This window comes from Saccharothrix espanaensis DSM 44229 (genome assembly GCF_000328705.1).
GTDB classification, from domain to species: domain Bacteria; phylum Actinomycetota; class Actinomycetes; order Mycobacteriales; family Pseudonocardiaceae; genus Actinosynnema; species Actinosynnema espanaense.
The window spans coordinates 6,116,688-6,133,857 of sequence record NC_019673.1; the positions used below are offsets into that span (position 1 = coordinate 6,116,688).

16 protein-coding genes are annotated in these 17,170 nt (G+C 72.5%); 9 read left to right on the forward strand and 7 right to left on the reverse strand.

What is annotated here, in order from left to right:
• Positions 1-426 precede the first annotated feature (426 nt).
• Positions 427-570, forward strand: coding sequence for a hypothetical protein (locus BN6_RS46970; protein ID WP_158509436.1), 144 nt, complete (start codon positions 427-429; stop codon positions 568-570).
• A gap of 62 nt (positions 571-632) precedes the next feature.
• Here the strand turns inward: BN6_RS46970 and BN6_RS44145 are convergent, their stop codons facing one another.
• The 6 genes from BN6_RS44145 to BN6_RS26445 all read right to left on the reverse strand — a co-directional run bounded on the left by BN6_RS44145 (position 633) and on the right by BN6_RS26445 (position 7,071).
• Positions 633-1,358 (reverse strand): lasso peptide biosynthesis B2 protein, encoded by a 726-nt coding sequence (locus BN6_RS44145; RefSeq protein WP_015102839.1) that lies wholly within the window; start codon positions 1,356-1,358, stop codon positions 633-635.
• Positions 1,355-3,205: an asparagine synthase-related protein gene (locus BN6_RS26425; RefSeq protein WP_015102840.1), complete on the reverse strand. Its 1,851-nt coding sequence runs from the start codon at positions 3,203-3,205 to the stop codon at positions 1,355-1,357. The genes BN6_RS44145 and BN6_RS26425 overlap by 4 nt, the downstream gene beginning before the upstream one ends.
• A gap of 15 nt (positions 3,206-3,220) precedes the next feature.
• On the reverse strand, positions 3,221-3,403 hold the full coding sequence (locus tag BN6_RS26430; RefSeq protein ID WP_148303019.1) for a lasso RiPP family leader peptide-containing protein: 183 nt from the start codon (positions 3,401-3,403) through the stop codon (positions 3,221-3,223).
• A gap of 240 nt (positions 3,404-3,643) precedes the next feature.
• Positions 3,644-4,834 (reverse strand): ROK family protein, encoded by a 1,191-nt coding sequence (locus BN6_RS26435; RefSeq protein WP_015102841.1) that lies wholly within the window; start codon positions 4,832-4,834, stop codon positions 3,644-3,646.
• An 822-nt stretch (positions 4,835-5,656) separates the two neighbouring features.
• Positions 5,657-6,448 (reverse strand): maleylpyruvate isomerase family mycothiol-dependent enzyme, encoded by a 792-nt coding sequence (locus tag BN6_RS26440; RefSeq protein WP_015102842.1) that lies wholly within the window; start codon positions 6,446-6,448, stop codon positions 5,657-5,659.
• A 23-nt stretch (positions 6,449-6,471) separates the two neighbouring features.
• Positions 6,472-7,071, reverse strand: coding sequence for an NADPH-dependent FMN reductase (locus BN6_RS26445; protein ID WP_015102843.1), 600 nt, complete (start codon positions 7,069-7,071; stop codon positions 6,472-6,474).
• Between the two features lie 405 nt (positions 7,072-7,476).
• Here BN6_RS26445 and BN6_RS26450 point away from each other — a divergent pair, with 405 nt between their 5' ends.
• The 7 genes from BN6_RS26450 to BN6_RS26480 all read left to right on the forward strand — a co-directional run bounded on the left by BN6_RS26450 (position 7,477) and on the right by BN6_RS26480 (position 14,620).
• Entirely contained in the window at positions 7,477-8,655 is a 1,179-nt protein-coding gene (locus BN6_RS26450; RefSeq protein ID WP_015102844.1) for a cytochrome P450, read from the forward strand.
• Between the two features lie 54 nt (positions 8,656-8,709).
• Positions 8,710-8,904, forward strand: coding sequence for a ferredoxin (locus BN6_RS26455; protein ID WP_015102845.1), 195 nt, complete (start codon positions 8,710-8,712; stop codon positions 8,902-8,904).
• Between the two features lie 6 nt (positions 8,905-8,910).
• On the forward strand, positions 8,911-11,055 hold the full coding sequence (locus BN6_RS26460; protein ID WP_015102846.1) for an aminotransferase class III-fold pyridoxal phosphate-dependent enzyme: 2,145 nt from the start codon (positions 8,911-8,913) through the stop codon (positions 11,053-11,055).
• Positions 11,056-11,166: 111 nt separating this feature from the next.
• Complete coding sequence (locus tag BN6_RS26465) at positions 11,167-12,189, forward strand: methyltransferase (RefSeq protein ID WP_015102847.1); 1,023 nt, start codon at positions 11,167-11,169, stop codon at positions 12,187-12,189.
• Between the two features lie 19 nt (positions 12,190-12,208).
• The gene (locus BN6_RS26470) at positions 12,209-12,946 is read left to right on the forward strand and encodes an antibiotic biosynthesis monooxygenase family protein (protein ID WP_015102848.1); all 738 of its coding nucleotides are present in this window, start codon (positions 12,209-12,211) and stop codon (positions 12,944-12,946) included.
• Complete coding sequence (locus BN6_RS26475) at positions 12,916-13,338, forward strand: ester cyclase (RefSeq protein WP_015102849.1); 423 nt, start codon at positions 12,916-12,918, stop codon at positions 13,336-13,338. Before BN6_RS26470 ends, BN6_RS26475 begins: the two co-directional genes overlap by 31 nt.
• 82 nt (positions 13,339-13,420) lie before the next feature.
• Positions 13,421-14,620 (forward strand): NAD(P)/FAD-dependent oxidoreductase, encoded by a 1,200-nt coding sequence (locus BN6_RS26480; protein ID WP_015102850.1) that lies wholly within the window; start codon positions 13,421-13,423, stop codon positions 14,618-14,620.
• 61 nt (positions 14,621-14,681) lie between these two features.
• On the opposite strand, the gene BN6_RS26485 is transcribed toward BN6_RS26480, so the two are convergent.
• Complete coding sequence (locus BN6_RS26485; RefSeq protein ID WP_015102851.1) at positions 14,682-15,527, reverse strand: helix-turn-helix domain-containing protein; 846 nt, start codon at positions 15,525-15,527, stop codon at positions 14,682-14,684.
• 135 nt (positions 15,528-15,662) lie between these two features.
• Between BN6_RS26485 and BN6_RS26490 the strand changes: the two genes are divergently transcribed.
• Positions 15,663-17,162, forward strand: a complete 1,500-nt coding sequence (locus tag BN6_RS26490; RefSeq protein WP_015102852.1) for an MFS transporter — start codon at positions 15,663-15,665, stop codon at positions 17,160-17,162.
• The last annotated feature ends 8 nt before the right edge of the window (positions 17,163-17,170 follow it).

The following is a 17,170-nucleotide window of genomic DNA, read 5'->3' on the forward strand; positions in this document are numbered from 1 at the left end:
CCAGCCGCCCAGCGGCTCCCATGCGATCGGTATCACCCGGACTGATGACGCATTCGGCATCCGGTGACCGTGAGTCTTCACATTCGCGGGCCCGGCGGTCGGAAGGCACCTCACCCAGGTGGTTCGGCTGTCGCTGTGCGATCTGATGCCGCCCACGGCCGCGTCGCCGGTTCAGCCGGCCTCGACGGCGGCGGTGCGAGCCCGGTTGTCGACGCCGACGGCCGCGCGGGCTTCGAACTGGCTGTCCCGAACCGGGTGGTGCGTGCCTTGTCGTTCAACTTGACAGTGCGACGAGAAGAATATGGCGAGAGGGTGCTTCTACATTTCGAAGGCGAGCCTCCGGATAGCGCGAAACGGTCATCGGAAGCTTGTTTGCGGTGCACTCCACGTTCCTGCACAGTGGTTTGACCAGGGTGAGGAGAAATCATGAAGGTGCGAGTTGAGTTCACCGCCAGTTGCCGCCTACCGGATTTGATGCGTGCCCTTCGCGGGGTGGTCACGGCAGTCGCCGTCGTCCTGATCGTGCTGCTCACGGGTGACATGCTGCCGAGCGGGGTGTGGCTGCGGTAGGCCGCGCTGGAGGTGCCCAGGCCGCGCCGGGAATGTCCCGGCGCGGCCTGGGCACCTTTCGCTCACAGCGTCAGAACTTTGACGAAGCCAACCGCGGTCCACTCCGGTGACCGGTCCACCATCAGCCCGTCGACCTCCACCCACGCGTGGAATCGCACGGGATCTTCGGCGGCTCCGATGACCCACCGCATCCGCTGACGGGACAAGGCGGCGGTGACCACCGCGCCCAGCGAACGTTCCAAGCACGCCACCCGCCCGAAGTGTCGATCCGCCGCCGCGTCGACCGCCGCGACCGTCGACACCGCCTCCGCGACCGTCGCGGCGCGCGAGCACCAGCGGCCCAACAGCAGCTCGATCAGACGGGTCGTGAGGTGGAACGGCAGGCGCAGCAACACCAGGGCGATCAGCAGACCCGCGTGCTCACGGACCGAGGGTGCCCGTTGCGCCCAGCCGGCGTTCAGGATGCCTTCGGGGCGTTCCGGCGAGGTCATCGGCGGTCGTGACGCACCCACGCCCGGCGCGATCAGTCCTCGCGCCAGCATGTCCCCGACCACGTGTCGGGCGTCGGCCCGGAACACGTCGGCGGTGGGCTGCGCGTACTGCGCGGCTGCGGTGCCGATGACGTGCTCGACGTCGCCGAGGCGGCCGAGTTCCCGCCACAGCGCCGTCGCGGTCGCGTTCAGCACGTGCCACTGCCCCGATCTGCCGTCCAGCAGGAACGTCGCCCCGCTGGCCGCCGCGGCGGCGTGGACGTGGCAGGGAACGTGCACCACGGTGGGCTGCCTCACCCGACCGCTCCGAGCCACAGGTCGTAGGCGATGAGGCGGTTGAACGCCGGGAAGGGCGTCCCGGCACCCGCCAGGGTGCGCTCCACCGAGGCGAGCACCGACCGCGGCTCGATCAGCCCCAGGTCGGCCAGCCGGCTATCGCGGAGCATCGCGCGGATCGTCGGCGCCGCCGCCCGGACACCCCGGTAGTCCTCGCCGAGGTAGTTGCCCTTGGTGCGTCGGCGCAGCGCGTCGGCGGGCACCCGTTCCCGCAACGCGGTGCGCAGCAACGGTTTGAACTCCGTCCCCGAGGCGCGGCGATGTGCCGGGAGCGCGGTGCACGCGCGAATCACGTCGTTGTCCAGGAACGGAGCCTGCGGCCAGACACCGAACGGGCGCGCCAACTCGCCCAACTGCCGCTGCACCGCGCCCGACCTGCGCAGGTCGTGCCACGCGGTGAAGTCGGCGACGCCCGGCCCGGCGGTGTCCGGGTGCCGGCCGGCGTGGGCGTGCACGAAGTCGGCGAGCATCCGCCGTGCCGCCGAGGACAGCCAGCCGGTCTCCAGCCCCGGCGCGGGCCACCACGAGATCGCGTCCACCCAGTCCGGGTGCCGGGCGTCGCCGCGTCGCAGCCGCTGGGCCAGGTCGAGCAGGGCACCCCGCATGGGTGTCCGGGACAGCCGGACCGCCCGCGTCAGCACCCTGCCCGGGGAGTCGTTGCGCAGCTTCGCCCACGAGCGGGTGTCCGCCAGCAGCCGGCCCACCTGACCGGTACCGGCCAGGTCGCCGAGGTAGGAGGGCGGTGCGACGACAAGGGCGTCCGCGCCTTCGCCTCCCAGGTGCACGCGACCGCCCGTCGCCGCGACGTGGCGCAGGCGCAGGCGGTTGCGCTCGCGCACGGTGGTGGCGAAGTCGGGCAGTTCGTCGCACGCCGCGGCAGCCAGGTTCTGGTACGCCAGCGTGTCGCCGGTGCCGCGAACGACCTCCAGGCGCAGGTGCCGGCTCAGCCTGGCGTTGTGCAGCGCGTGGCTGAGGTCGTCGGCCGGCGCGTCCGGGTGGTGGTAGGCGAAGACGGGCAGCGGCTCGCGACGGTGGCGCGCCGCCAGGAACGCGATCGACGTCGAGTCCAGACCGCCGCTGAAGTCCGCGCTGACCGACCCGCCACGCGCCATCCGGGCGGCTACCGCGACGTCCAGCGCTTCCCGGAGCCCGGTGGCGCAGTCCTCGGCGGACATGGTCGGGTCCGGGGTCGGCGGCGCGTAGGCCCACCTGGTCACCGAGCCGGTCGAGGACACCCGCAGCGCCTCGCCCGCGTCGAGCCGGTGGAGCCCGGCGAGCGCCGTCCGGTTGACGGTGAGGCTCGGCACAGAAGAGCAGAAGATGTCCGCGGCGACGACCAACGGGTCCGGGTTCGTCCCGATGCCCGCGGCCTCGGCGGTGCGCAGGGGGCTCGTGCCGAACACGACGCCGCCGTCGTCGGCGTGGAAGTACAGCGGGTGCTGCCCGGCCAAGTCGGTGAACGCGACCAGTTCGCGGTCGGTGACGACCACGGCGAGGTAGCTGCCCGGCCACCGCGTCACCAATTCCGGCCGGTTCGCGCGCAGCGCGGCGGCCAGGTCGGTGTGCAGGCGGGTGTCGTCGGCCAGGCAGTCGCCGACGACCAAGACCCGGCCCGCCGGGCACCGGGCCGAGCGGAACTCGCCGGACCGCCACGGGCCCCAGGCGATCAGCGCGGGTAGATCCGGCCACACCCCGGAGGCGCTCCCGGCCGCCGCGAGCGTGCGGTCCGCCGGGTAGCTGCCGAGGAACCCAGGTGCCCGGGGTGTCGTTCCCGTGGGGGCCTGGGGGTTCGCGGACAGGGAGGTCACGGCTGCGGCTGTCGGCTACCAGTAGTACTGGGAATTCGCGTCCGCATTACCGCTGGACGAGCTGCCGAGGGTGACCCGCCGCACGTCGCCGATGTCGATCACGACGGGGGGCTCGTAGTGCGCGTCCCCCGAGTCTGCCGGTGAATTCGCATTCGCCGCGTCATTTCCGCCGGTCGACCGCGCGCGGATCCGTCGCATCAAGTCCATGGTAGGCCCTGCTCATGAGTGAGGCGTGTTGGGAGCGCAAGCGTATCCCATCCGAATGTTCGGCTTCCAGCGGTCGAATGCCTTCGTCGTGAATGGGCCACGCTGTCATCCGACCGTGGTCTCCGCCGCCGCCCGGTCAGGTGGTGCGTGTTTCGGTGTGTTCACCCGCGCGCGACGGCCGGTAGTCCGCCGAATTGAACTGCCGCGGTGTGGCCGACCGGGTCGGACAGTTCAATTCGATGACCGAGACCGCAGGCCGAGGATCAGCGCGCCCTGCGCTTCCGCGTACGGGCTCAGCGTGCTGGTGCGCAGCTCGAAGTCGGCCGTCGGCGCCACCGCGCCGGACAGGGCGAACCGGGTCAGCTCCTGCCGACAACTGTCGAGGACCATGGACCGGGCCTCCGCGAGTTCGCCGCCGAGGACGATCCGGTGCGGATTGATCAGGTTGCACAGTTGCGCGAGCGCGAACCCCAGCACGCGGCCGGCGTCGTTGAGCACGCGGGTGCAGACCGCGTCGCCGTTGCGCGCCCGCAGGACCAACGCGGCCAGCGTCGTCGGAACGTCCCGGGCGGTGCCCCGTTGGGACTGCTTCACCTTGGCCAGCAAGGACTCCGCGCCGACCAGCGTGTCCAGGCAGCCCCGCCCGCCGCACAGGCACATCTCGCCGTCCGGGTCGATGGTCAGGTGACCGATCTCCCCGGCCATGCCACGCTGCCCGCGCACCAGGTTCGCCCCCACGACGATGCCGATGCCCACGCCGGTCGACGCCTTCACGTACACGACGTGCTCCACCGCGTCTTCCGAGGTGTAGGTCTGCTCCGCCAGCGCGCCGAGGTTGGCGTCGTTGTCCATCACCACCGGCACGCCCAGTTCGACCGCGAGCTCGTTCGCGGGCTGGTCGTCCGCCTCCCACGGCGGCAGGACCGGCGTGGCGAACCGCCCGGTCCGCGGGTCCACCATGCGCGGCACCGCCAAGCCCGCCGACACGACATCGGCGATGTCCTGCCCGGTCTCCTCGACCGCTTCCCTGACCAGCCGGAGCACCTCGGGCAGCAGGCGGCGGAGGCCGACGTTGGCTCCCGGGCTCTCGGTCCGGGCGGCGATGCGGTCGTGCGGGTGGTCCACCGGTCTGGCCGCCACCGAGATGTGGTTGAACCCGAGGTCGATGCCGACCGCCACGCCGCGCATGGGGCTCAGTCGCACCTTGCCCCTGGCCCGGCCGCTGCCCGGCGCGTCGACTTCGACGACGCCCTCCTTGGCGAGGTCCGCGATGGCCGCCGAGACGAGCCCCTGCGACACGCCGGCCCGGCGGGAGAGCTGCGATTGCCGGTCGGATTTCACCATGATCTCGATGATCAGCCGCTTGAGGGTCGACTCGCGCCCTTGAACGGGGGCGTCCAGGAGTTCACGCGCCTCGCGCATGGGCGTCGCCCTTTCCGCAAAAATGTTATTCCCGAAGTCTCCGCAGCCAAGAATAGCATCGGTTTCTTCAATCTGAACAAGCGGCGCGGCCCATCGGCCGCTGAATGAATTCCACCGCGTCTGGAAACTTCCGCTGCCCGACCAGCCGATGCCCGGGGGTCCGGGCGGCTACGACCCGTGATCATGACTGGCGATTCCTCGCCTGCCGGCGCGGCCGGGCCTGCCCTGCCCTGCCGGCGAGCCCTTCTCAACCGCAGGAAGGCGATCGGGGGATCGCGGACATCGGTTCGCGTGCCGCGGACTCCATTTCGTTCCGCTCGCGAGCGAGGGCGGCGGTCGGGCCAGGGGCGCGCCCGGAGCAACGCGGGGCAGAATGGTGTGAACAATGGAATGCGGCGATTCGTCGCGCTGTCCGTGTGCGCGGTCGCACGGGCGGCCCACCCCGTCGGCGAACGCCCGGCCACCTCGCCGGTGGAAGTCGGTGGAGTGGGCTCTCAACGGCCACGCCCACCCGCGAATGTACTTCGCCGACCACACCGGCGACGGCCGGCCGGTGGACGTGTCGGTCGCCAAGTGGAACGAGGCGCAGGGCGTCGATTCGGATGCGAACCCATTGCGGCTCAACGCGGTCCAGGGCCTGTGCGCCGACTTCTGGCGCTCCCCAAGCCCATCCGCACGCCTCCCGCGAACGGGTTGCGGCGGGGAGGCGGCCGGCCTCGTGTGCGGGGGGCGCTCACGAGGCCGGCCGCGCGCTGGGCCCGACCCCCGGTCGTGGAGGTGGCCCGACCCAGCGCTTGGAAAGGCCGGCGGTGACCCGGGCCCTCAGAACCCGGGGAACACCCGACGGAGATCGTCCAGCGACAGGCTGTCGCTGGTCAAGATCGTCCCCGGCGGCGTGCGTTCCGGTGCGAGCCGGCCGGCCGCCAGCCGGAGGAACGCCTCGGCGGGCAGGGTCAGCCTGCCCACCACCGGCGTGGCCGGGGCGTCGGTGATCGCGGCGGTCTCGCGCAGGTCGAGCCAGAACGTGCGCGCCGGCCCGGTCGTCACGACCTCGACGACGCCCTGCCGCCCCTGCAACTCCGCCGGCCTGCCGATCATCCCGATCAGCAGGTCCAGCGTCCGGTACAGGAACTCGACCGCGTCCGACGCCACCACCGCTGCCGGGTCGAACGCCGCCCGCACGTCCCAGCCGTGCAGTGCGACCTCGTTCAGCCGCAGCGCACCGACCCCCGCCACGTCCAGCGGTTCGCCCAGGAACCCGAGGTCGATCTTCAGGTTCGCGCGGGCCTGCGCGTCCAAGGCCTCGAAGCGCCGCACCAACTCGTCGTCGGCCGCCCGGAACCCGGCAGCCTGCTCCCGGGGCGGCAACGCGTTCCACCGCGCCCAGACCTGCTCGGGGGTCTCGGTGGGTTCGGCACCGGTGAGCGCCTCCTCCAGCGTCGCCGACAGCAGTTCCGCGCCGCTGCCCAGGTGGCTGAAGACCTGCGCGACCGTCCAGTCCGCCGCGGCCGACCGCCGTTGCAGGTCGGCCTCCGACAACCCGGCGACCATGGCGTCCAGGTCGTCGTGGCTGCTGCGCAGGACGGTGATCGTCCGGTCGACCAGTTCGCTCATCTGCCGCTCCCCGAGTTGTCCGATCACGCCAAGTATGGCTTGGCTTCTCGGGCGTTGCGCAGCGCCTCGCCCCACCACACCAACTGGTCGAGCAGGGTCTTGGCGGCCTCCTCGACGGGGCCCGCGTCGAGCAGCCCGCCCTCCTCGTCGAACAGCTCCCAGTAGTTCGGGAAGGCCACGCCGTCGCGCACCGTGACCGCGTGCAGCTCGGCGAAGACCAGGCGCAGCGCCTCGACGGCGCGCAGACCGCCCGCCTGGCCGCCGTAGGACGCGAAACCGATCGGCTTGGCGCGCCACTCGGCGAAGTGCCAGTCGATGGCGGCCTTCAACGAGGCCGGGAAGCTGTGGTTGTACTCCGGGGTCACCACGAGGTACGCGTCGGCCGCGGCGAGCTTGGCGGTCAGCCCGGCCATGGCGGCGGGCCGCTGGTCGGTGGTGGCGATCGCGGGCGGCTCCGGGCCGAGGACCAGCGGGAGGTCGGTGTCGGCCAGGTCGACCAGTTCGACCTGGAACTGGCCGTGCTGGGTGGCCTGCTCGGCCAGCCAGTTCGCGACGACTGGGCCGAACCGGCCCTCCCGCACGCTGCCGATGATCACGGCGAGGTTGAGCGGCTTGCTCGACATCGGAAGTGCTCCTGTCTGGTTGATCCGTTCCGGCGGACCGGCCCGCTCGGACGTCCGCACCCGCCGGGCGACCCGGCACGCGCCGGACCGCACTCCGGGCAATCATCTGGCAGCCGTCGCCGGTGAGGGAGGCCGAGCTGAGACCGGCACTGCCAGGGCCACTCTCGCCCCCCCACCATCCCGCCGCACCCCGGTTCCCGCCGTCAAGGCAATCGCGGCGCACGCGACGGCGAATTGACAGCGGCCCGGCAGAAGTTTGCCAAGACCTGAACTTCGGGACCTTGACGCTGCTCGCCGCGGTACTCGACCATTAACCGGGTTCAGATATCCGCGGCACTCGACCGCGGTTCCCGACCGGCGCAGATCGCAGAATCTCCGCCCGCAGCCCGGGAAGGCCAGTCGACAGTGACCACCACAAGCCCCGCCTCCACGATCGACCTCTATTCCGACGAATCGGTGCTGGAGCCGTACGAGAACTACCGGGTGCTGCGCGGACAGGGCCCCGCCGTGTGGCTGGACCAGTACGGCGTGTGGGCCGTCCCCCGCTACCGCGAGGTCTACGACGCACTGCACGACCACGAGACGTTCTCCTCGGCATCCGGCGTCGGCCTGAGCGACGAGCTGAACCGGGTGATGGCCGGCGGCACCATCGCCAGTGATCCGCCCGCGCACGACGACCTGCGCAGGGTACTCGGCCGACAATTGACCCCGAAAGCACTGCGGCAACACCAGGAATTCGTCCGGGCGAAAGCGGCAAAGCTGGTCGACGAACTGATCGAGCGTGGCAGCTTCGACGCCGTTCCGCATTTCGCGCAGTGGTTCCCGGTTTCCCTGGTGCCCGATCTGCTGGGCTGGGCGGAAAGCGACCACACGAAACTGCTCGACTGGGCGGCGGCCGGGTTCAACGCGCTCGGCCCGATGAACGAGCGCACCCTGGCCGGGATGCCGGTGCTCCGGTCGCTGTGGGGGTACCTGGACCGGATCGCCACCGAGCGCGACCTGCGCGAGGGCAGCTGGGGCGCGAACCTGGCCGCCGCCGTCGACGCCGGGGAGATCCCCGCCGAGCGGCTGCCCACCCTGCTCGGCGACTTCCTGGTGCCGTCCCTGGACACCACGGTCAGCGCCCTGGCGAGCACGCTGTGGCTGTTCGGCACCCACCCCGAGCAGTGGGACCGGGTCCGCGCCGACCACTCGCTGATCCCGAACGCGTTCAACGAGGTCGTCCGCCTGGAGACCCCCGCACGCGGCTTCTGCCGGCTGGTGACGGCCGACCACGACCTGGGCGGGGTCACCCTGCCCGCCGGCTCGCGGGTGTTCCTGCTCTACGCCTCGGCCAACCGCGACGAGCTGCGCTGGGACGACCCGGACACCTTCGACGCCGGCCGGCGCGACGCGGCGGGCCACCTCGCCTTCGGCCACGGGATCCACGGCTGCGTCGGCCAAGGCCTGGCCCGGCTGGAGGCGCACGCGCTGCTCGCGGAACTGGCCGCGAAGGTGCGCCGGATCGAGGTCGCCGAGCCGACCTGGCGCAGGCACAACACCATCCGCGGCATCGCCGCGCTCCCGACCACCCTGCACCGCTGACCTCGGCACCGCTGACCCGGTACAGCCGACCGACACCTGAGGGGGACGGCCACGATGAGGCTGATCGTCGATCGCGACCGCTGCGAAGGGCACGGCGTGTGCGAGGGCGCCGCGCCCGACCTGCTGAAGCTGGACGAGCACGGCGACCTGGTCCTGCTGGCCGACGGGGAGCTCCCGCCGGACCTGCGGCAGCAGGCAGCCGACTCGGTGCTCATCTGCCCGGTCGCCGCCCTCAAGCTGGAAGGCTGACGCCCGATGGAGAGCACGGCGCGAACGGTGTTCCGCCCGGCCTCGGCCCGCACCATCGAGCTGATCGCCGAGCACAACCGGCGGCAGCGCTGCACGTTCATGATGGCCAGCAACTACGTCAACCCGGCGGCGGCGGGGCTCGGCTACCTGCTCGACCAACTGGTGCCGGCGGGGCCTGCCGGGCCGAGGGTGTCCTACCTGCTCAGCTCCGGCCTGGAGGCGCTCTCGGCCGCGATCAAGCTGGCCCGGCACGCGGCGGTGGCGGCGGGCCGGGACGACGGTGGCTGGGTGCTGCTGGTGGACCGGCACGAGCGCTACCAGGAGTTCATGGACCCGCTGGGCGCGGGCGTCGAGCAGGCGCTGATCCCGCACGTGGTGAGCGCGCCCAGCGCGGCCGACGCCACCGCGCGGTTCCCGGGTGCGCCGTGGGCGGCGGTGATCGTGATCCGGTACGAGGACACCGACCTGGCGGAACCGGCGCTGGCGGACCTCGCCGACGCGTGCCGCCGACGCGGCGGCGTGGTCGCGCTGTGCTGCACCGAACTCGACCTGTCCACCCCGGACCTGTTCGAGAACCCGTTGGCGGCCGACGTCGTGGTCCACGGCGAGGGCCTCGTCGACCGCCAGGTCCCGTTCGGCTCCATCACCATGTCGCCCGCCGCGCACGGGGTGTGGCGCAACCACGTCGACTGCTTCGCCCACACCTCGACCTACGGCGGCAACACCCTGTGCGCGGGCGTGGCGCTCGACGCGCTCGACCGCGCCGGTCTGGTCACCCCGCCCAGGCGGGCGGTGCTGGACCGGATCGACTCCGACCGGGCCGTGGCGGGCGAGTACTGGACCAGGCACGTCAACCCCAACATCGGCGAGATGGCCAAGGTGTTCAACCTCGACGTGGACGTGCGCACGGCCTCGGGCGGGCGGTTCACCACCGGCGACGGCCGCGACGTCATCGACTGCGCGGGCGGCTTCGGCAGCAACCTGCGCGGCCACAACCCGCCGGACCTGGTGCCCGACGTGCTCGACGTGCACGACCCCGGCCACGACTACCTGCCCGACCTGGAGCGCAAGCTGGCCGAGCTGACCGGGCTGGACCGGGCGTTCCCGTCGGTCAGCGGCGCGGTCGCCAACCACGCCGCCGTGACGCTGGCCGCACTGGCCCGCCCCGACCGGCGGACCGTGGTCACCTTCACCGGGAACTACGGCGGCAAGACCCTGTTCTCGCTCAACCTGAGCAAGCACGGTCCGCAGAGGACGGAGTCGGTCGCCGACGCGTTCCGGCCGTACTACGCCGAACTGGTCTACGTCGACCCGTTCGCCGACGACGCCGTCGAGCAGTTGACGCGGCACCTGCGCGGTGGTGACGTGGCCGTGGTGTGGTTCGAGTACGTGCAGGGCGCGACCTGCCGACCGCTGCCGGAACCGCTGCTGGCGGCCATCGACCGCCACCGCGACGAGCACGGCTACCTGGTCGCGGTGGACGAGGTGCTCACCGGCGGCTGGCGCACCGGCCGGGACTACCTGGCGCACCAGGGCGTCATGCGGACCGCCGACATCGTCACCCTCGGCAAGACCATCAGCGACATGACCGTGCCCGCTGCCGCCGTGGTCGTCAGCGAGGACGTCTACAGCCGCGCGGTCGCCGCCGCGCCCGCGCACGTCGAACGGCTGCGCAGCGGGTTCCGCCACAACCTCGGCGTCCACATCTCGTTGCACGCGCTGGAATCGGTGGACCACCCGGAGCTGCGCGCCGAGCGGCAGGCGGCCTACGCCGAGCTGCGGTCCGAACTGGACGGTCTGTTCGCCTCGTCGAAGGTGTTCGGCCCGGTCGCCGGTTCCGGCGCGCACCTGAAGCTGACGATGCACGACCGCTTCCCGCACGGCGGCACCCTGGGCACCCTGCTCACGCTGGCCCTGTCCGACCTGGTGCACCAGCGCTGCCAGGTCTACGCGCCGCTGCTGGCGATCCGCCACCGGGTCGCCGCCGATCCCGCCGACCTGCGCGAACTGGTGTCCCGGCTGGCCCGGGGAACCAGCGGGATCACCCCGCTGACGGTGTACAAGCACCTGGCCGGCTGCCTGCTCGGCTCGAAGTTCGCGCCGCTGGGCCGGCTGCTCAAGGGCCGGGCGGCCCGGACCAGGGTGTCCTAGGCCCGCCCACGCACCCGGACCGCGCTCCCCCGCGGCCCGGCCCGCGCACCCCACCCGACGCGGCACCCCACCCGACGCAGCACCGCGACCAGGAAGGTTGGCCCCGACGCCATGTCAGAGGAGAGCACCGAGAACACGACCGCCATGCGGTTGCTGCGGCTGGTCACCGCGAGCTGGATGTCCAGCGCGATGAGCGCGGTGGCCGAGCTCGGCGTCGCCGACCGGCTCGCCGCCGGACCGCGACCGGTCACCGACCTGGCCGCCGACGTCGGCGCCGCGCCGGGACCGCTGTACCGGCTGCTGCGCGCCTGCGCCGACATCGGCCTGTTCCGGGAGAGCGCCGGCCAGGTGTTCGCCCTGACCGACCTCGGCGACGGGCTGCGCTCGGATTCACCCCACAGCCTGCGCAACTTCGTCCGCTGGGTGGGCCTGGCCGCCGACCGGCACACCTGGTCGGACCTGGCGCAGACCGTGCGCACCGGCGAGCCCGCCTTCGAGCGCGTGCACGGCAAGCAGGTGTGGGAGTACTTCCGCGACTCGCCGGAGGTGGCGGAGGTGTTCGACAACGCGATGACCGAGTTGTCCGACCACGTCATCAAGCCCGTGGTCGACGCCTACGACTTCGGGCGGTTCCGGCGGATCGTGGACGTCGGCGGCGGGCACGGCTCGCTGCTGGCGACCGTGCTGACCGCCAACCCGGCGGCCACCGGCGTGCTGTTCGACCAGCCCGAGGTCATCGCGAGCGCGGGCGCGCCGCTGGACGAGGCGGGGGTGCGCGACCGGTGCCAGCTGGTCGACGGCGACTTCTTCGTCGGCGTCCCGCCCGGTGGCGACGCCTACCTCATGTCCAACATCATCCACGACTGGGACGACGAGCCGTCCCGGCGGATCCTGGCCAACTGCCGCGAGGCGATGGCCGACGGCGGCCGGGTGCTGCTGGTCGAGGCGGTCGTGCCGGACGGCGTCGCGTCGTCGCCGACCGTCAAGCTGATGGACCTCGACATGTTGGTCATCAGCGGCGGCAGGCAGCGCACCGGTGCCCAGTTCGACGCGTTGTTCCAGGACGCCGGCCTGAAGCTGTCCGGGATCGTCCCCGCCGGGCTGTGCAGCGTCGTAGAAGCAGTGCGCGCCTAGCGCGAACAGGGAGGCTCCGATGCCGGTAATCGCGGCGAACGACGGTTGTCTGACCGTCTTCAACATGTTCACCACCGACACCATCGACGGGCAGCGGGAACTGCTCAAAGAGATGCGGGACATCATCGACAACGGCAACTTCACCGGTTGGCGCTCGTCGACGCTGCACGCGGGCCAGGACGAGCACGGCACCGCCAACTACATCCAGTGGCGCAGCCTGGCCGACCTGGAGGCGCGGTACGCGGGCGAGGGCTACAAGAACAACACCGTGCCGCTGTTCAAGCAGATCTCGACCTCGGTGCACCTGCTCAAGACCGAGGTGGTCTTCTCCCAGCACCACCCCGACCTGCCCCGGATCGAGATCTCACCGGAGCGCGACGACTACACGGTGATCATCGTGATGGACGTCGCCGCGCAGGACCAGGCCGCGCTGGTGCAGGTGCTCGGCCGGCCGGACGAGTGGATCAAGACCGTGCCCGGCTACCTCTCGCACGCGCTGTGCCGGGGCATCGACGGCACGTTCGTAGTGCTGTACGCGCAGTGGGAGAGCAAGGAGCGGTACGACGCGTTCCACACCATGCCGGAATCGGCACGTCCCCAGGCCGTGCGCGAGCAGCGCGCCTTCACCGACACCCTGATCACCGCACGGCGGTCGAACACCTACCGGGTCGTGCACACGCGCTCCGCGGGTTCCCCGGCCGTCTCGATCATGAACCAGGAGGGCACGTGGCAGGCGAGGGCAACGTCGCGACCGTAGAGAGGTCCATCGAGCTGATCAACCGCGGCGAGGTCGAGGCCGCCGTGGACGTCCTGTTCGCGCGGGACGCCGTCGACCACGACCCCGCGCCCGGTCAGGGGCCGGGCCGCCCCGGTTTCCTCGCCTTCTTCCAGGGCTTGACCACCGGGTTCCCCGACCTGCGGATGCGGCCCCGGCTCGTCACGGCCAACGAGGACCACGTGTCGGTGGCCTTCACCGTGTCCGGGACGCACACCGGCCCGTTCCTGGACGCCCCGCCGACGGGCCGGGCGTTCCGGGTCAGCGGGGTGGAGGTCTTCCGGTTCGCGGACGGCCGGGTCGCCGAGCGGTGGGGCCTGACCGACGACATGGGCATCCTCGTCCAACTGGGGCTGGTCGACCCGCCGCACTGACGAACCACCCGCGACAGCGGTCTCGGCAGAGCGCCCCGACGACGGGGCCACCGGAACAGGACCCAGGAGAGGACCGCCGGAGATGAGCACACCCCCGTCACTGGTCGTCGTCGGCGCGTCCTTGGCCGGTCTGCGGGCGGTCGAGGCCGCCCGCGGCAGCGGGTTCGACGGCGCGATCACGCTCGTCGGCGACGAACCGCACCTGCCGTACAACCGGCCACCGCTGTCCAAGGAGTTCCTCGCCACCGGCGTCGGGCCGGACTACTTCCGCACCGAGACGTCCCTGCGCGACGACCTCGGCGTGGACCTCCGGCTCGGCGCACCCGCGACCGCCCTGGACACCGGGGCGCGGGTGGTGGTCGCGGGCGGCGCGGAGATCCGCTACACGGCGGCGGTCCTGGCCACCGGAGCCGCCGCGCGAGCCCTGCCCGGCACAGCGGGGCTGTCCTGCGTGCACAGCCTGCGCGGCATCGACGACGCGCGGGGGCTGCACGCGAAGCTCGTCCCCGGCGCGCGGGCGGTGGTCGTCGGAGCCGGGTTCGTCGGCGCCGAGGTCGCCGTCACCGCGCGCCGGCGCGGGGTCGAGGTCACCGTGGTGGAGGCGGCGCCCGTGCCGCTGGTGCGCGCCGTCGGCCCGGAGATGGGCGCGGCGCTGGCCGGGCTGCTCGCCGGCCTCGGCGTCCCGCTGCTGTGCGGCACCGGCGTCGAGTCGGTGACGCAGCGGGGGAACACCGCCACCGTGCGTCTCGCCGACGGTCGCGCACTCGTCGCGGACGTGGTGGTCGTCGGCATCGGGGCGGCCCCCGCCACCGGCTGGCTGGCCGGTTCGGGCGTCGAGCTCGGTGACGGCGTCCTGTGCGAGCCGGACCTGGCCACCACGGCGGCCGCCGTCTACGCGGCCGGCGACGTCGCCAGGTGGCACAACCCGGTCTTCGGCACGACCATGCGCCTGGAGCACTGGACCACCGCCGCCGAACAGGGGGCGACCGCCGGCCGCAACGCGGTGTCCCCCGGCACCGCGCGCCCGTGCGCCACGGTCCCCTACTTCTGGTCGGACTGGGGCGGCCACCGCATCCGGTTCGCCGGGATCCCGGATGCGGACGAGGTCGCCGTGGTGCAGGGCGATCCGGCGGCGGACAGCTTCGTGGCCCTGTACCGCCGGGGCGACCGGCTGACCGGCGCGCTGGGGCTCAACCGCAACCGCGCGGTCGTCAGGCTGCGCGCGGCCATCGCCCGGGGCGTGACCTGGTCCGACGCGGTCACGTCGGTGCACCGCGACTGACCCGCGCCCGGACCGGGAACGCCGTGCCGCGGCCCCGGTCGGACCGCGACCCGGTGACGGCTCAGCCGGAGCCGACCGCGCGCAACCCCACCTGGTTCACGTTCAGCCGGTTCAGCTTCGCCTCGGTCGCCGCGTCCGCCGGCAGCAGCACGACCAGCCGCTGGTCCGGGTCCGCCAGTTGCATCGTCTCGAACGACAGCCGGACCGTGCCGATGTCCGGGTGCGTCATCTCCCGGTCCGCCGGCCTGCCGCCGAGCGGCCGGCGCTCCCACCGGGCCGCGAACTCCGCGCCCACCGTCGTGGCCAGCCGTTCGGCGAACGCGTCCACCACCGCGTCCCCGCGGCGCAGCTCGTGCAGGTCGACGACGTACTCGTCGGCGACGCCGGACCAGTCCGGGTAGACCGCGCGGGCCCGCTCGTCGGTGAAGACGAACCACAGCAGGTTGGGCTCGTCCTGGTCGAGGACGCCGGTCGGCCGCATGAGCCGGGCGTAGCCGTCGGTCCAGGCGAGCAGGTCGGACAGGTGGTTGACCACGAAGCACGGCGCGGGCTCCAACTGCCGCAGGATGGCCCGCACCTCGCGGCGCACCACCCGGGACGTGCGGCGCTCGCGCGGGCACAGCTCCGCGCCGTTGCTGAACGCGGCCAGGCTGTTGAGGAACCCGATGTCCTCCTCGCCGAGGTTCAGCGCCTCGGCGATCGCCGAGAGCACCTTGGCCGACGGCCTGGTGTCGCGGCCCTGCTCGATCCTGGCCAGGTACTCCACGCTGATCCCGGCCAACGTGGCCAGCTCGGCTCTGCGGAGCCCCGGGGTGCGCCTGCGGGCGCCAGTGGGCAGGCCGACCTGGGCAGGCGTCACGGCTTCACGGCGACTGCGCAGGAAGGCCCCCAGTTCGCCTTCCATCATGCCGCCAGTCTGCCACCCCGGGCCGGGTCCGGCCACGGCTGTGCGTGGCCCTGTCAGGGCTACCACCAGCACGGTATCCCTATCCCCCGCACGGACGCCGGAGAATGTCCGGGTGGACCACCACGGGGGGAAGACATGACCGAGCACGCGAACGCGCCCGCGCCGGCCAGGGCCGGTCGGCGGGAGTGGCTGGGGTTGGCGATGCTCGCCCTGCCCGCGCTGCTGGTGTCGATGGACCTGACCGTGCTGCACCTCGCGGTGCCCGCGCTCAGCGTCGACCTGCGGCCCAGCAGCTCCCAGCTGCTCTGGGTCGTCGACGTCTACGGCTTCATGATCGCGGGCTTCCTGGTCACCATGGGCACCCTCGGCGACCGGATCGGCCGCCGCAGGCTGCTGCTGATCGGCGCGGCGGCGTTCGGCGTCGCGTCCGCGCTCGCCGCGTTCTCCACCAGCGCCGAGATGCTGATCGCGGCCAGGGCGCTGCTGGGCGTTGCGGGCGCGACGCTCGCACCGTCGACGGTCGCGCTGATCCGCAACATGTTCCACGACCCGCGCCAGCGGACCTTCGCCATCTCGCTGTGGTTCATGAGCTTCATGGCGGGCTCGGCGGTGGGACCGCTGATCGGCGGCGCGCTGCTGGAGTTCTTCTGGTGGGGCTCGGTGTTCCTGATCGGGGTGCCGGTCATGGCGCTGCTGCTGGTGGTCGGCCCGCTGGTGCTGCCCGAGCACCGCTCCGACCTGCCGGGCAGACTGGACCTGGTCGGCGCGGTGGTCGCGCTGGCGGCCGTGCTGAGCATGATGTGGGGCTTGAAGCAGGTCGCCGAGCACGGGGTGGCGCTGCCGCCGCTGCTCGCGGTCGCGGCCGGGCTGGTGCTGGCCGGCTGGTTCGTCCGGCGGCAGCGGCAGAGCCCGGACCCGCTGATCGACCTGCGGCTGTTCCGGATGCGCACGGTGGCCGTGTCGCTGGGCGTGCTCACGGTCGGCGCGATCGGCATCGGCGGGATCGGCTACCTGACGGCGCAGTACCTCCAGCTGGTGGTGGGTCTGTCACCGTTGCAGGCGGGGCTGTGGATGCTGCCACCGCTGGGGGCGGGCATCCTCACCACCGTGCCGGCGTCCGCCGTGGTGCACCGGGTGCGGCCCGGCGTCGTGTTCGCCGTCGGGCTGGTGACGGCCGCGGTCGGGTTGGCGCTGGTCGGCCAGGTGACGGGCCCGCACCAGTTGGCGCTGGTGGTGATCGGGCTGGTGCTGGTCTTCGGCGGGCTGATGCCGCTGCTGGCGATGGGCGTCGACATCGTGGTGGCGGCGGCACCTCCCGAGCGCACCGGCGCTGCATCGGCGTTGTCGGAAACGACGCAGGAGCTGGGGATCGCGCTGGGAATCGCGTTCCTGGGCAGCCTGGCCACCGCCGTGTACCGGGGCGGGCTGCCGGTGACCTCGGCCGAGCTGTCCACTTTGGGCAGTGCGAAGGCCGCGCGGCTCCCGCCGGACGTGGTCGCGGCGGCCGAGTCGGCGTTCACCGACGGCCTGCGGGTGGCTTCGCTGGTGTCCGCTGCGGCGCTCGCCGTGTCCGCGGCCCTGGCGGTGGTGCTGCTGCGGCGAACCGGACCGTCCGCCCCCGCCGAGGAGCACTGAACCGCCGG